Raw genomic sequence first — 13,352 nt, 5'->3', positions numbered from 1 at the left:
AGAGATGTGAATGTAATGCAAAAGGATATACAACCTGAATATTACCATGATGCAGTTGTTAAATGTGCGTGCGGAAATACTTTTACAACAGGCTCAACTAAAAAAGAATTAAAAGTTGATATTTGTTCAAAATGTCATCCATTCTTTACAGGACAACAAAAAATAGTTGATGTTGGTGGAAGAGTTGAGAAGTTCAGAAAGAAATACAATCTATCAGCAAACAAATAAATTAATTATTTAGAGGAAGCGGAGTAAGTTTTAAATTTATCTTCGTTTCTTTGTTTTTTGCGTAAAAAAATGAAGCTTTGACCTTCAAGCTGCAAAGCTTCATTTTATAAAATAATCTATTCTAATTTTCTATCGTTCCTACCATTTTCCTTTATTTATTATATTTACAACTTCGTTATTGTTCTTAGTTTCATTTAACATTTTAATAAGCTTTTCAGTTACATCCTGAGTACTGTTGTTATTATTATATAATACTCTTCTTATCTTAAATGCAGCTTCAAGCTCATCATGTGAAAGCAATTCATTTTCTTTTCTTGTTCCTGATTTATATATATCCACAGCAGGAAAAATTCTTCTCTCCTGAAGCTTCCTATCAAGATGTACTTCCATATTTCCAGTTCCTTTAAATTCTTCGAATATCATATCGTCCATTCTACTACCTGTGTCAATTAAGGCTGTTGCAAGTATAGTAAGACTTCCGCCTTCTTCTATATTTCTAGCTGCTCCAAAGAATTTTTTAGGCATAATTAATGCTCCAGGATCTAATCCTCCAGAAAGTGTTCTCCCTGTAGGGGTTATTGTAAGGTTATACGCCCTTGCAAGCCTTGTTAAACTATCTAGAAGTATTACAACGTCCTGACCTTGTTCTACCATTCTCTTAGCTCTTTCAAGAACCATATAAGCAACTTTAGTATGATGTTCTGGCTCTTCATCAAAAGTAGAATATATTACTTCACCCTTTATACTTCTCTGCATATCAGTAACTTCCTCAGGTCTTTCATCAATTAAAACCACTATAAGTTTAACTTCCGGATGATTAGACGCTAAACTTTGAGCAACATTTTTAAGCAAAGTTGTTTTTCCAGCTTTAGGTGGTGCTACTATAAGTCCTCTTTGACCTTTTCCTATTGGGCTTATGAGATCCATAAGTCTTGTAGCAAGTTCATTACTGTTTTTTTCAAGTTTTAACCTTTGATTAGGATATATTGGAGTTAGATTTTCAAATGGTGCTCTTCTCACAGATCTCTCTGGGTTTTCACCATTAACTTTTTGAACATATAGGAGAGCCTTAAACTTTTCACCCTCTTTAGGAATCCTAACCTTACCTTGAACTTCATCACCCGTTTTCAAGTTAAATCTTCTTATTTGAGATGGAGAAACGTATATATCTTCTGGACTTGTTAAATAATTCTTACCTCTTAAAAATCCAAAATTATTATTCTCAACTAGCTCAAGAACTCCTTTAGCAGAATCTGATTCATCAACCATTTCCTTAAACTTTTCATTTTTAATTTCTTTTTCTTTTGACGAATTTTTGAAATTATTATTACTATGTGTTTTCTCAGCTAACTTATTATTATTATTTTCACCTGTAAAATGAGCTACTTTAGGACTTATTTTCTCCTTAAGTATAACCCCATTCTTTTTCACAGTGTTAGCTTTAGAAGACAACTTATTTATCTCATCAATTAAGTCTTTTTTTCTGTACTTCGATAAATTTTTCAATCCAAACTTTTTTGCTACTTCCTTAAGTTCTGTAACAGTCATGCTTTCTATGTCATTTAAGTCATTATTAATCAAAAAGTAAGCACCTCCAATAATTTATATTGTCAATAAATATTTTCAAATAACGCAAAACACATTTATATTTATATAGGAATTTTCGTCATAACGATAGAAATGAATAAGAAAAGATAATATTATTTTCAAAATAGAATAATTTTAGTTAAGCATTAGAAATCATAACCATTGTTTAGAATAGTTTACTCTTAAACAAAATAAAAATCAAGTAATTAAGTTTATTTACATAAGCATGTATGCCTTTTTATTAATTGCAACATATTTTTCTAGCCTATATTTTACTTTGTCAGCTCTTCCTAATAGTATAACAGGCACTCCTAAAGTCTCACATCCTCCAATTAATATCTCTCTTCTGTAAACATCACGAATATTGTAACTAAAATTATGATATTTATCACATATAGGACATTTAAATTTAATGTTTATCTTTTTATTTTTAAATTTTAATTCAAGGCTATCGAATATAATATTCTCCTTCTCTAATTCAAAAATAGCAATTTCTTTTATATTATATCCACCATATTTACTTTTCATTGCAATAATTATAGAAGTGCTAAGTGCCATAATTTTCACCTCCATATTTTAATTTAAAACAAAAAGTACCTAAAAATTTAATATCTTCAATAATTAATACTTCTATAAAACACTTTAAAATCCTTTAAAATAAGAAAATTTTGCTGAGTGAACAGCAAAATTTTCTATTAACTACTTTAAGTTTTGATTACAAGCTGACTTAATAAAATCTCTAAAAAGCGGATGAGGTCTATTAGGTCTTGATTTAAATTCTGGATGGAATTGTACTCCAACGAACCATGGATGATCCTTAACTTCAACAATTTCAACTAATCTATCATCAGGACTTGTTCCTGCTAGAATTAATCCTGCATCAGTTAATTGCTTTCTATATTCATTATTAAACTCGTATCTATGTCTATGTCTTTCATATATAACTTCTTCATTATAAGCATCATATGCATTTGTATCTTTAGATAATTTACAAGCATATAATCCAAGTCTCATAGTGCCACCCTTATCATCTATATCCTTTTGTTCTGGCATAAGATCTATAACAGGATATTTAGTTTCAGGATTAAACTCAGAACTATGTGCACCATCAAGTTTTAAAATATCCCTTGCATATTCAATTACTGCACACTGCATTCCAAGACAAATTCCGAAGAAAGGAACTTTATTTTCTCTAGCCCATCTTGCAGCTTCAATTTTTCCTTCAATACCTCTATCTCCAAAACCGCCTGGAACTAATATTCCATTTACATCTTTTAATATTTCATCTGCATTATCCCTTGTAACATTTTCTGAATTAATCCATTTTACATTTACAGAAACGTTATTTGCAAAGCCACCGTGATTTAAAGCTTCTACAACAGAAATATATGCATCATGAAGTTCAACATATTTTCCTACAAGACCTATTGTAACCTCTCCTGAAAGATTCTTTATATTTTGAACCATGCTTTCCCATTCAGTGTTGTCCACTTCTTTACACTTAAGCTGTAATTTATCGCAAACAAGAGAATCTAAGCCTTCGTTGTGAAGCATCAATGGAACTTCATATAAATTTTCAGCATCTAAATTAGGAATAACTGAATCACCATCAATGTTACAGAATAAACCAATCTTATTTCTAATATCCTTTGTAATAGCCTTCTCTGTTCTACAAACTATAATATCTGGTTGAATACCTATTCCTCTTAATTCTTTAACTGAATGTTGTGTTGGTTTTGTTTTGATTTCCCCAGCTTTTCTTAAATATGGTAAAAGTGTTACATGTATAAAGCATGAGTTCTTATCTCCAACTTCATACTTTATCTGTCTTATGGCTTCTAGAAATGGAAGAGATTCTATATCTCCAACAGTTCCTCCTATTTCAGTTATAACTACATCAACATCTTTTTCCTTAGCTACTCTATAAACTCTTTCTTTAAGCTCATTTGTTATATGTGGTATTACCTGAACTGTACCTCCAAGGTAATCTCCTCTTCTCTCTTTGTTTATAACAGACCAATAAACTTTTCCTGTAGTTACATTACTGTTTTTGCTTAAATTTTCATCAATAAATCTTTCATAGTGACCTAAGTCTAAATCTGTTTCTGCACCATCATCTGTTACAAATACTTCACCATGCTGATATGGGCTCATTGTTCCAGGGTCTACATTTATATAAGGATCAAATTTCTGTATTGATACCTTAAGTCCTCTATTTTTAAGAAGTCTCCCTAAAGAAGCTGCTGTTATTCCTTTTCCTAGTGACGAAACAACTCCACCTGTTACAAATATGTATTTAGTTTTCATCAAACTACCTCCTGAAAAATTTATTATATACATCAAAAAATAAAACATAATTTAAAAATTAAAAGTCAATACATTAAATTCAGCATTGACAACGTACATAAATAAGTATATAATAAAAAATACACTCACTTATGTATATATTCTTGTATGTAATACTTTTTTTTATTTTTAACACATGTATTTTATTGTACCATATATGTGTTTTTTTTTCTACTTTTATTTGAAATAATATTTAACTATTATTTGATGTTTTTCACCTCATTATCAATCCTAAAGTACATTTCCCTAAAATTCTTATTAATAAGAAATTTTTTTTGCGCTTTTTTATAATTATAAATTATTTTTCTTTTGCTGAATTGTTTTAAATTCTTATTAGCAAATTCAAAAGTCATGCCATACTTTTTCATCAAAAGCAAAAACATATACTTGCAATCTTTATCTCTTAAAATTTCGCAAAGTTCTCCTGATGAAATACCCTTATATTCACATATACTCTCAATTATCTTTTCATAATTTTCTTTAAACATAAAAACGCCCCTCTTCACATATTTAATCACTATTTACATTATTTACATAAAGCTTGTAATTAAACATATTTTTGCGAAAAGGGGATAATATTTTAGCAAACCCTTATATCTATATTTACTTTAGTTCTTTGGGATAATTGATTTATTAATTTAAGATCATATTTAATTTTTACGGTTCCGCCTTCCTCACCAACATCTATCTTCATTTCCTTGGTGTTTATTTCAAGCTCCATAGTTCCATAAGGCGTATTATACATTGAATAATGTTTCTTATCTTTTTCAAACTCCATTTTAGTTGAAGTTGTTCCCATTCTTATAATAGAAAGCTTATCACTTTTAATTTTTAATGTAGTAGTTGTCCCTTCCATACCTGATATTTCCGTTTCCTTATAAACTGCATAATAACAGTTGTTTCTTTCATAAAAATTTCCCGGAGTAACCACTGATATAGGTTTATCCTCTCCAATTTCTTCACTTGAAATACTTATAATCGCCCTTTTGCCCATTTTAAACTTCTCCTATTTAAAGATTGTTTCTATCTATAGCAAACTCTATTAAATCATCTATAAGTTTGCTGTATTCTTTTCCTGATTTTTCCCATAATTTAGGGTACATACTTATACTTGTAAATCCTGGTATAGTATTTACTTCATTTAAATACATTTCAGTAGTATCCTTATCTACTAAGAAATCCACCCTTGCCATTCCAGCACAATCAAGAGCTTTATACACTTTAATCCCAATATTTTTTATTTTTTGAGTATCTTTATCACTTAATTTTGCAGGTATTAAAAGTTTTGATTCTTCATCTTGATATTTAGCTTCATAATCATAAAATTCCTTTGCAGGAAGTATTTCTCCTGGAACAGCAGCTTTAGGTTCATCATTTCCAAGAACTGCGACTTCAATTTCTCTAGCATTAATAGCCTCTTCAACTAAAATCTTTCTATCATATTTCATAGCTTCATCCAAACCATTTTCAAGTTCTTTTCTATTATGAGCTTTAGTTATTCCAACTGACGAACCGCTATTAGATGGCTTTATAAAAACTGCATAACCAAGTTTGCTCTCTATTTCATTTATTATGTCTTCTTTACACTTTTTATATTCATATGAATTTACAATAACATAATCAGCCTGTTTTATATTAAAATGTTCAAGAATATATTTTGTATATACTTTGTCCATACAAACTGAAGATGATAATACTGAAGGTCCAACACACGGTATGCCCACAAGTTTACAAAGTCCCTGTATAGTTCCATCTTCGCCGTATAATCCATGCATTACAGGAAATACAACATCTACCTCTCTATTAAATAAAACTTCCTGTCCCTTAGGACTCTTATAAAATTCATCTTTCTCCCATTCTCCATTTTCTATTTTATCTGTGCTTCCAGTATATTCAAACCATTCACCTTTTTTAGTTATTCCTATAGGAAATACTTCATACTTTGATGTATCTATATTCTTTAAAACAGATGCTGCTGACACTCTTGATACTTCATGTTCTGTTGATTGTCCTCCAAATAATACAGCCACTTTCTTTTTCATAATATCTCTCCTTCAAAATTCATTATAAAATCGTAACACAAAAACCTATAACTATTATAATATATAAAATCAGAATAAAAAACTACCGCAGAACAATTTTTAAAACTATTCTGCGGTACCATTCTACATTGTTAATTTTCCATTTGGAGTATTTCTTATTTGAAGCACTTTAACCTCATATCCAGTATTAGCATCTATATACTCAACAAATTCATCGCCATTGTATCTTCCAACAAATTCATAAGTCAAAACCTCTTTATTAGTTTCCGTTGGAACTACAGCAAGTTTTACACTTGAGATATTAAGCCTCTTTCCAACTCTTTGCTTTGCTGTATCTTGACTTATTTTAGGTGTACCTATAACTCTATTATCATCATGTGCCTTAAGATATTTGTCTGCTTCAACTCCAACTATATTTCCATCATTTAATGCTATTTTAAGCTTTATCATGTCAGGATAAATTGATACATTATTTTTTGTAGATATATAACTTATCGTACCTATATTATCATAATCCAAAAAATATGTTGGCATCATATCCTTATATCCCAAACTACTTAAATAACTTTTACCAATATCTAAAGCCATTTTCATATTAACACTGCTTTTAGTTACTTTTTTATTATCAAGCAAAGACAGTACTCTACCACCATGTTTTGTAACCTGGCAATTAATTTTACTTCCTTTATCAGTTCTTCCTTTCAAAGAAACATTAAATTCATATACAGGAATGTCAATTCTTCCATCACTAGCTCTCTCTATGCTGCTTATTCTATCTGCGCCAATTGCTTTTTTTACTTCATCTTCAGCTTGCTGTACACTTACTTCCTTCATAGAGTTAACTTTAGGTGTAATTTCAAGATTATTATCCGAAAAAGGTCCGTCATATATAAGTGCTGGATATTGTACTGCCTGTTTTTGAATATCTACAAATTTATCTGATGCATTATCACCTTTGTTAGAAGCTAAAACTCCACTAACTTTTTTCCTTATTTCACCCCACTTAACCTTTCCTTGTGATATATCACTCTGAACGGCTTTTAGTTGATTTTCCAAACTCAAGGATTCATTTTTGAGCTTTTCAATCTGACCTATATCAGAATCACTTAACTGTTCTCCTTTAGTTACCTTATTTCCAAGGACATAACAAAAATCTCCAACCTGTGTTACAAACTTACTTGTACCTTCAAGTTGCTGTTGTGCTACTGGTAAAGAATGAAGCTTATCATTAGCTACCGTAGAATATCTGTATATCTGTCCCAAGGCTAAAATATTTTGTTCACGTGAGCCAAGTACCGGAACCTTTGAAAGATTTGATCCTATATTCTCTACCGCATCTATAAGTTGATACATACTTTTATCATATTCTCCTTGAAGATAGTTTCTGTAATCTGTTCTTTCCAAAGTCATTAATATGGCAAAAGTAGTGGAAAAGACCACTATAAGCGATACTACTAATGTATATATAATTCTTTTAGTACTGCTTTTCATTATTAATCCACTCCTATTATTTTTAATATATTATAGCTATAGTTTTCTTTTTTTCGAAAATAATATACTTAATAAATACTAATTTTCAATAAATAATGTTAAAAAGTATTTATAATTCATGCTATATTATATATAATTAAAGGTGCGTTAATTATTTCTGCAATAATCACTTGTAGATTTTATATAACAAAAATTATATTTTTATATATTTAGCATTTATTTTAAGACTAATTACAGGATTGCCTCCTTTTAAGTTATACATATATCATAATGCCATGAAGATTAGCATTTTGAAAAATGAATAACTTAAGCTCTAGTACGGTAACCCTTTATTGAAAGGTGAAATAATAATGAAATTTTTAATTCTTTCGGTTTCAGCCGGCGGTGGACATATTCATGCTGCTTTCGCACTAAAAAAATACATAACAAAGTATGAAGAAAATTCCGAAGTTAAAGTGCTGGATACTATTAAATATCTAAATCCTTTTCTGGATAAGGTAATTATAGGTGGATATTTGAAAACTTTAAAGATTTCTCCTTCATTATTCGGCAAACTTTATAATTTTACTGAAAAAGACGATAATCTTGCTACTTTAAGCAACAAACTAAATGAACTTGTAGCATATAAACTTATACCATTAATTGAAGAATTCAATCCAGATATAATTGTATGCACACATCCCTTTCCAATAGAGATGATTTCTATATTAAAAACAAAAGAATCTTTAAAAGTACCTATGACTTGTATACTTACAGATTATTCACCCCACAGCTTTTGGATAAGACCTCAAGTTGATTCATACATAGTATCAAATTCTGATATGGTTGATGAGATGGTTAATAGAGGTGTTAATAGAGATTCTATTTATGATTTTGGAATACCAGTTGATCCGGATTTTATGAAGAAGTTTGATAAAAGAAAAACTTTAAGTCAACTTGATTTATCTTTAAATAAGAAAACAATATTAATAATGGGTGGAAGTCTTGGAATAGGAAAAATAGAAAATATTTATGAGGAAATTTCAAAATCCACTGCAAATATTCAAATTATAATAATAACAGGAAATAACAAAAAATTATACTCAAAATTACTTGAAATGCAAGAAACCTCAAATGTGGAAACAAGAATACTAGGGTATACTAAAGATGTCAATAAATATATGCAAGCATCCGATCTACTTCTTACTAAACCAGGTGGGCTTACAATTACTGAAGCCCTAATTTGCCAAATACCGCTAGTACTGTTTTCACCTATACCTGGTCAAGAGGAAAAAAATGAAGATTTCTTATTAAAGCATAATCTTGCAATAAGCTTAACAAGCAGTAAGAATTATCTCGAATCCATAGAAAATTTAATTTCTAACCCAGTTTTACTTGAAAATATGAAAAATAACTGTAGAAAATTTTCAAAACCTTCAAGTGGAAAAGATATATGTGATTTATTAGTATCAATAATTAATAATTCAAAATCACAGAAAAACAATGCAGACTACCAAAGCTAACCTGCATTGTTTTCAATTTCAATCATCTAATTTTTTAACTAACTTTTTTATTTCCTCTACAATTTTAAATTTCACTTGAATTTTTGAATTTTTATTTGAATTGTAAACTACCTTATATTCTTCAGGTGTCAGCACCTTTCGCATTTCTGAATCAGTCTTCTTCTCTTCAATTTCTCCCCTCGTTATATCCGTAAAACATAAAGGCGGAAACATCACACACCACCAATTATGCCCTTTAGCTTGTCCTATAAGTACTCTATACGCTTCATATTTCCCCTCTGGTAAAACTATATTTCCATAACTTTTTACTGGAAAATTAACTTCTGAAAGTTCAGTATTGACATTGTAACTATATCCATTTTGTTTCACAACGCCATTAGCTAACTTTTTTATATTATAATTATTGTCCATTAAAATTTTTCTGGATTCATTTATATTTTTGCAATTTTCAAGCTTAGGTCTCATATAATTTATAACTGCATCTCTTACTTTTAATTTTAAACTTTGATCACTATCAGAATCACTATTTGCAAGAACATGAAACCTTATAACCTTTTTAGCTATATTTTTTTGAATAACATCCTCATTTGAATTTGTGTATGCTAAAACATAATTTGCTCCCATAAAAACTACATAAAAAATTATAAGTACAATTACCATTAAAAATTTTTTCTTCATAATATCACTCCGTTCAGTTATATAAATTCAATTAGTAAACAGCTGATTTACTTTAATATCTATTTAAATTTATTTCCAATTTTAATTTTTATATTCAACGTTATTACCATTTTTTTACTCATACAAATTTTATTTATGTCAATAATAAATAATGCAAACTAACATTAATTCGTAACATAAAAAAAATTCCTCCGTAACGAAGGAATTTTAGGTGTAAACTATACAGATTTACTTTGACATCTATATTATTTGATTTTTAAATAGGTTAATGTATTTTTCGTAGAGAAGCGTAGAAAAACTTACCTTGCCTTTATTCTAAGAAAAGTAATAGTATTTTGGAAACAATTTAAAATCAGGTGGTAATACAATGAATAAATTCAGTTTAACTTTAATAAAAAAACTGTACAACAAAAAAACGCCTGAAGAAATACATACTATTAACACGGCGCTTTTTTCAATATTTTTACTTGAGAGTGGTATTATTTGTGATTGCTTCAAAAGCAAATATCATCATTACTTAACATATATATTTTTATTTATGCTAACAATAGCAATTTCAATTATCCTGATATTGCTGCCAATAATTTATGAATGCATATTATTAAAAAAATCAGAATTAATAACATACATAGTAAGAGAAGGTGATTCTTTATTAACTATAGCTACTCTTTGTATGCCAGGTTGCAATCCCTGGAGAACAGCAAGGCTAATTAGAAAAATAAACAATATAAACAGTTTTATATACATAGGTGAAAAAATACTTGTACCTTCAAAGTACTAAAATATTTTATCATCATTTACATATTTTTTAACAAGTTCAGAAACATACTGCTTCATTTTATTTGAATTTTCATAAACATAATAATCATTTACCTTTAAAAATTTATATCCAAAAATTGTTTCATAAGGATTCAGTTTTCTCATTCGCTTTAAATGCTCTCTTTTTACTCTAAAAGTATCGATGTTTATATCTCTTATTCTATTTGGATCTATAACACTAAAGATTTTATCTACAAATTGTTTATATATTTCCTCAAAATTATTTATATTCATTATGGGCTCAATCGATATTCTAACCTGAGCTCCCTTTAAAATCGCTTCATTTATACTACTTAATCTGCTATTCAAACTTGGTACTTTTAGTTCATACTTCTGAATTACTTCATCAGGTAATAACGACCAAGCAAATATAACATTAGATGGTATATCAAGATGTTTAATACTTTTAAAATTAGTACTCTTAGTCCTTATTTCTATCAATATGTTTTTATTTTCTCTCGCAGCTTCTATCCATTTACCAGCAAAACCTGTTAGGTTTTCAAAAGCCAAAATATCCGAATCATAAGATATACAGACATATATATTTTTTCCTTCACTTTTAGATATAGCCGCACTTATAAAATCTTCTACATTTACAAATATAACAATATTACTCGATGGATATAATCCTTTTAAATAACAATATTTACAATCGTATATGCAATTTAGGATACTCGATGAATAATAAAAATTTCTTTGTCCAAAATCCTCACACATTTCAGATCCTTCATATATAAAATTATCATAAGCCTTCGCAAGTATAAGTTTTTGAGAATTTTTTTGAACATTAAAATTTTGCTTTGCCCTATCAAATATATCTTTATAATTATTTATATAAATAATCTTACTTTCAGAAAACTTATCAAGTATTCTTTTGGTAAAATATAAATCCCTAATCTCATTTTCAACATATATATGTGAAAATTTTTTCTGTAACAAACCTAATTTATCATCTTTCCCACATGGTATCCATGAGTTTTGAGAAATGTTTTTTTCCTTCACTTTTTACTTTCACCTCTGTATTTAAAAAGCCACTGAAATCAAACTCTTTATTATTTCTAATTTTATATGCTGTAACAGCTCTTTTAAGCTGTATATCTTGACTTTCTGTACATCTCAAATTATTGATAATCTTTTCCATGTTTTTTTCACATAAATCACTTAAAAATTTTTGTCCACAAAAAACTTTTTTATATTCCTCTACATACGAATTTATTTTATCAATATTATTTTTTATTAAATTCTTTACATATTCTGAATTCATATCAATCTCATCAAGATTATCTGAAACTATTTTTATCAGTGCTATTTGATGCTTTTCTAAAAATCTAGAAGCACTTTCAAAAAAAGCACTTCCTTCCATATCACATATATCAATAACGCTATCATCCCATACAGGAGAAGAAAATGTTTCAAGACTTCCTTCTTCAAAATTATGTTTCAGTATAATATCAGGATAAGACTCTCTTAAAGTATCCTCGTCAGATATCTTATTTACTAAAACCGCTTCCCCTATATTTCTATTTTTACTTCCACATATACCTACATTTATAAAAATATTATTTTGACATTTTCCCATAGAATCTGCAATATAACCAACTGCGCATGCTGCATTTATCTTTCCAACACCGCTGACTATTAATTTAATATCATCCTTTGAAAAAATTTGAAAGCTTGAAGGTGAAAATTTCTTTTTTAAATTATAGTAAGAAATTATCTCTTCAGCTTCAGCATAAAAACTGCATAAAAAACAAATCATATTTCTATACCGTCCTCACTATAAAAACTTGTTTATATTTCTTTTTCATTTCATTAAAATATTCCTGTGCTAGAGTATTGTCCTTAAAGAACGAAAAAACAGTTGGCCCACTTCCGCTCATCATACTCCCCAAAGCTTTATACTCCATTGCCTTACATTTTATCTTATTTATATCTTCATATTCACTTGAAGTAACATTCTCCAAAACATTAACCATATTGTTAACCACAAAATTAAAATTTCCATCGTTCACAGCTCTTATTAATGCCGTACTATCAGGATGTTTTACATTTTTGCACCCATCATATTTCATATAAACTTCCTTCGTAGAAACTCCAAATTCAGGTTTTACAAGTACAAGTATTTTATTACCTAACTTTTTGAGTACAGTTATTTTTTCTCCTATACCCTCACATAATGCTGTACCACCTACTATACAAAAAGGTATATCAGCACCTATTTTTACCCCCAAATTTATAAGTTCATTATCTGTAAGCTCCGGTTTAAAAAGCTTTCTAAGAAGTTTTAATACTGCCGCTCCATCAGTACTTCCACCTGCAAGCCCAGCAGCTACAGGTATATTCTTTTTTATATGTATACTGACTCCACTCTTAATTTTATATGTATCTAAAAAAAGTTTTGCTGCCCTATAAGCTATATTTCTACTGTCATTAGGTATCTTTTTACTGTCTGAAGCTATACGTATACCTTTATCTACAGCTTTTATATCAATTACATCGTATAAGTCAATACTTTGCATTATCATTTTAAGTAAATGATACCCATCTTCCCTTTTACCTACAACATCTAATGAAATATTTATTTTAGCATAAGCTTTAATCTCCATATTTTATATAGTGAAAGAGCAATTGCAAACTCTCACTAAATCTATCCTCCATT

14 protein-coding genes are annotated in these 13,352 nt (G+C 28.7%); 3 read left to right on the top strand and 11 right to left on the bottom strand.

Annotated features, from left to right (window positions below; genetic code table 11):
- The first annotated feature begins 15 nt into the window (after window positions 1-15).
- Window positions 16-228, top strand: a complete 213-nt coding sequence (rpmE, locus tag BEE63_RS14145; protein WP_066022006.1) for a 50S ribosomal protein L31 — start codon at window positions 16-18, stop codon at window positions 226-228.
- Between the two features lie 138 nt (window positions 229-366).
- On the opposite strand, the gene rho is transcribed toward rpmE, so the two are convergent.
- The 7 genes from rho to ypeB form a co-directional block, all read right to left on the bottom strand.
- Complete coding sequence (rho, locus tag BEE63_RS14140) at window positions 367-1,809, bottom strand: transcription termination factor Rho (protein WP_066022005.1); 1,443 nt, start codon at window positions 1,807-1,809, stop codon at window positions 367-369.
- Window positions 1,810-2,031: 222 nt separating this feature from the next.
- The gene (locus BEE63_RS14135) at window positions 2,032-2,373 is read right to left on the bottom strand and encodes a hypothetical protein (RefSeq protein WP_066022004.1); all 342 of its coding nucleotides are present in this window, start codon (window positions 2,371-2,373) and stop codon (window positions 2,032-2,034) included.
- Window positions 2,374-2,514: 141 nt separating this feature from the next.
- Window positions 2,515-4,122, bottom strand: a complete 1,608-nt coding sequence (locus BEE63_RS14130) for a CTP synthase (protein ID WP_066022003.1) — start codon at window positions 4,120-4,122, stop codon at window positions 2,515-2,517.
- Between the two features lie 239 nt (window positions 4,123-4,361).
- The gene (locus BEE63_RS14125; protein ID WP_066022002.1) at window positions 4,362-4,649 is read right to left on the bottom strand and encodes a ribose-5-phosphate isomerase; all 288 of its coding nucleotides are present in this window, start codon (window positions 4,647-4,649) and stop codon (window positions 4,362-4,364) included.
- 92 nt (window positions 4,650-4,741) lie between these two features.
- Window positions 4,742-5,155, bottom strand: a complete 414-nt coding sequence (locus tag BEE63_RS14120) for a DUF1934 domain-containing protein (protein WP_066022001.1) — start codon at window positions 5,153-5,155, stop codon at window positions 4,742-4,744.
- A gap of 16 nt (window positions 5,156-5,171) precedes the next feature.
- Window positions 5,172-6,203, bottom strand: coding sequence for a D-alanine--D-alanine ligase family protein (locus BEE63_RS14115; RefSeq protein ID WP_066022000.1), 1,032 nt, complete (start codon window positions 6,201-6,203; stop codon window positions 5,172-5,174).
- Between the two features lie 123 nt (window positions 6,204-6,326).
- Window positions 6,327-7,694, bottom strand: coding sequence for a germination protein YpeB (ypeB, locus tag BEE63_RS14110; RefSeq protein ID WP_066021999.1), 1,368 nt, complete (start codon window positions 7,692-7,694; stop codon window positions 6,327-6,329).
- Window positions 7,695-8,044: 350 nt separating this feature from the next.
- Between ypeB and BEE63_RS14105 the strand changes: the two genes are divergently transcribed.
- On the top strand, window positions 8,045-9,196 hold the full coding sequence (locus tag BEE63_RS14105) for an MGDG synthase family glycosyltransferase (protein ID WP_066021998.1): 1,152 nt from the start codon (window positions 8,045-8,047) through the stop codon (window positions 9,194-9,196).
- A gap of 18 nt (window positions 9,197-9,214) precedes the next feature.
- Here BEE63_RS14105 and spoIIR read toward each other — a convergent pair whose 3' ends face one another.
- Complete coding sequence (spoIIR, locus tag BEE63_RS14100) at window positions 9,215-9,874, bottom strand: stage II sporulation protein R (RefSeq protein WP_066021997.1); 660 nt, start codon at window positions 9,872-9,874, stop codon at window positions 9,215-9,217.
- 367 nt (window positions 9,875-10,241) lie between these two features.
- Here spoIIR and BEE63_RS14095 point away from each other — a divergent pair, with 367 nt between their 5' ends.
- Entirely contained in the window at window positions 10,242-10,655 is a 414-nt protein-coding gene (locus tag BEE63_RS14095) for a LysM peptidoglycan-binding domain-containing protein (RefSeq protein ID WP_066021996.1), read from the top strand.
- Here BEE63_RS14095 and BEE63_RS14090 read toward each other — a convergent pair.
- From BEE63_RS14090 to ispE, 3 genes are read right to left on the bottom strand one after another with little or no spacing between them, the layout of a single operon-like run.
- On the bottom strand, window positions 10,652-11,695 hold the full coding sequence (locus BEE63_RS14090; protein ID WP_081312554.1) for an SPL family radical SAM protein: 1,044 nt from the start codon (window positions 11,693-11,695) through the stop codon (window positions 10,652-10,654). The genes BEE63_RS14095 and BEE63_RS14090 overlap by 4 nt on opposite strands.
- Entirely contained in the window at window positions 11,643-12,452 is an 810-nt protein-coding gene (locus tag BEE63_RS14085; protein WP_066021995.1) for a hypothetical protein, read from the bottom strand. Before BEE63_RS14085 ends, BEE63_RS14090 begins: the two co-directional genes overlap by 53 nt.
- A gap of 4 nt (window positions 12,453-12,456) precedes the next feature.
- Window positions 12,457-13,299, bottom strand: coding sequence for a 4-(cytidine 5'-diphospho)-2-C-methyl-D-erythritol kinase (ispE, locus tag BEE63_RS14080; protein WP_066021994.1), 843 nt, complete (start codon window positions 13,297-13,299; stop codon window positions 12,457-12,459).
- Window positions 13,300-13,352: the final 53 nt, after the last annotated feature.

This window comes from Clostridium pasteurianum (genome assembly GCF_001705235.1).
In the GTDB taxonomy this organism is placed as follows: Bacteria; Bacillota; Clostridia; order Clostridiales; family Clostridiaceae; genus Clostridium_S; species Clostridium_S pasteurianum_A.
This window is presented reverse-complemented; position numbering and strand designations above follow the sequence as displayed.

What these genes read in the sequence shown, in the direction of transcription:
- rpmE (WP_066022006.1), top strand. Translation starts at nt 16, where the DNA reads ATGCAAAAGGATATACAACCTGAATATTACCATGATGCAGTTGTTAAA.
- BEE63_RS14135 (WP_066022004.1), bottom strand. Translation starts at nt 2,373, where the DNA reads ATGGCACTTAGCACTTCTATAATTATTGCAATGAAAAGTAAATATGGT.
- BEE63_RS14130 (WP_066022003.1), bottom strand. Translation starts at nt 4,122, where the DNA reads ATGAAAACTAAATACATATTTGTAACAGGTGGAGTTGTTTCGTCACTA.
- BEE63_RS14125 (WP_066022002.1), bottom strand. Translation starts at nt 4,649, where the DNA reads ATGTTTAAAGAAAATTATGAAAAGATAATTGAGAGTATATGTGAATAT.
- BEE63_RS14120 (WP_066022001.1), bottom strand. Translation starts at nt 5,155, where the DNA reads ATGGGCAAAAGGGCGATTATAAGTATTTCAAGTGAAGAAATTGGAGAG.
- BEE63_RS14115 (WP_066022000.1), bottom strand. Translation starts at nt 6,203, where the DNA reads ATGAAAAAGAAAGTGGCTGTATTATTTGGAGGACAATCAACAGAACAT.
- ypeB (WP_066021999.1), bottom strand. Translation starts at nt 7,694, where the DNA reads ATGAAAAGCAGTACTAAAAGAATTATATATACATTAGTAGTATCGCTT.
- BEE63_RS14105 (WP_066021998.1), top strand. Translation starts at nt 8,045, where the DNA reads ATGAAATTTTTAATTCTTTCGGTTTCAGCCGGCGGTGGACATATTCAT.
- spoIIR (WP_066021997.1), bottom strand. Translation starts at nt 9,874, where the DNA reads ATGAAGAAAAAATTTTTAATGGTAATTGTACTTATAATTTTTTATGTA.
- BEE63_RS14095 (WP_066021996.1), top strand. Translation starts at nt 10,242, where the DNA reads ATGAATAAATTCAGTTTAACTTTAATAAAAAAACTGTACAACAAAAAA.
- BEE63_RS14085 (WP_066021995.1), bottom strand. Translation starts at nt 12,452, where the DNA reads ATGATTTGTTTTTTATGCAGTTTTTATGCTGAAGCTGAAGAGATAATT.
- ispE (WP_066021994.1), bottom strand. Translation starts at nt 13,299, where the DNA reads ATGGAGATTAAAGCTTATGCTAAAATAAATATTTCATTAGATGTTGTA.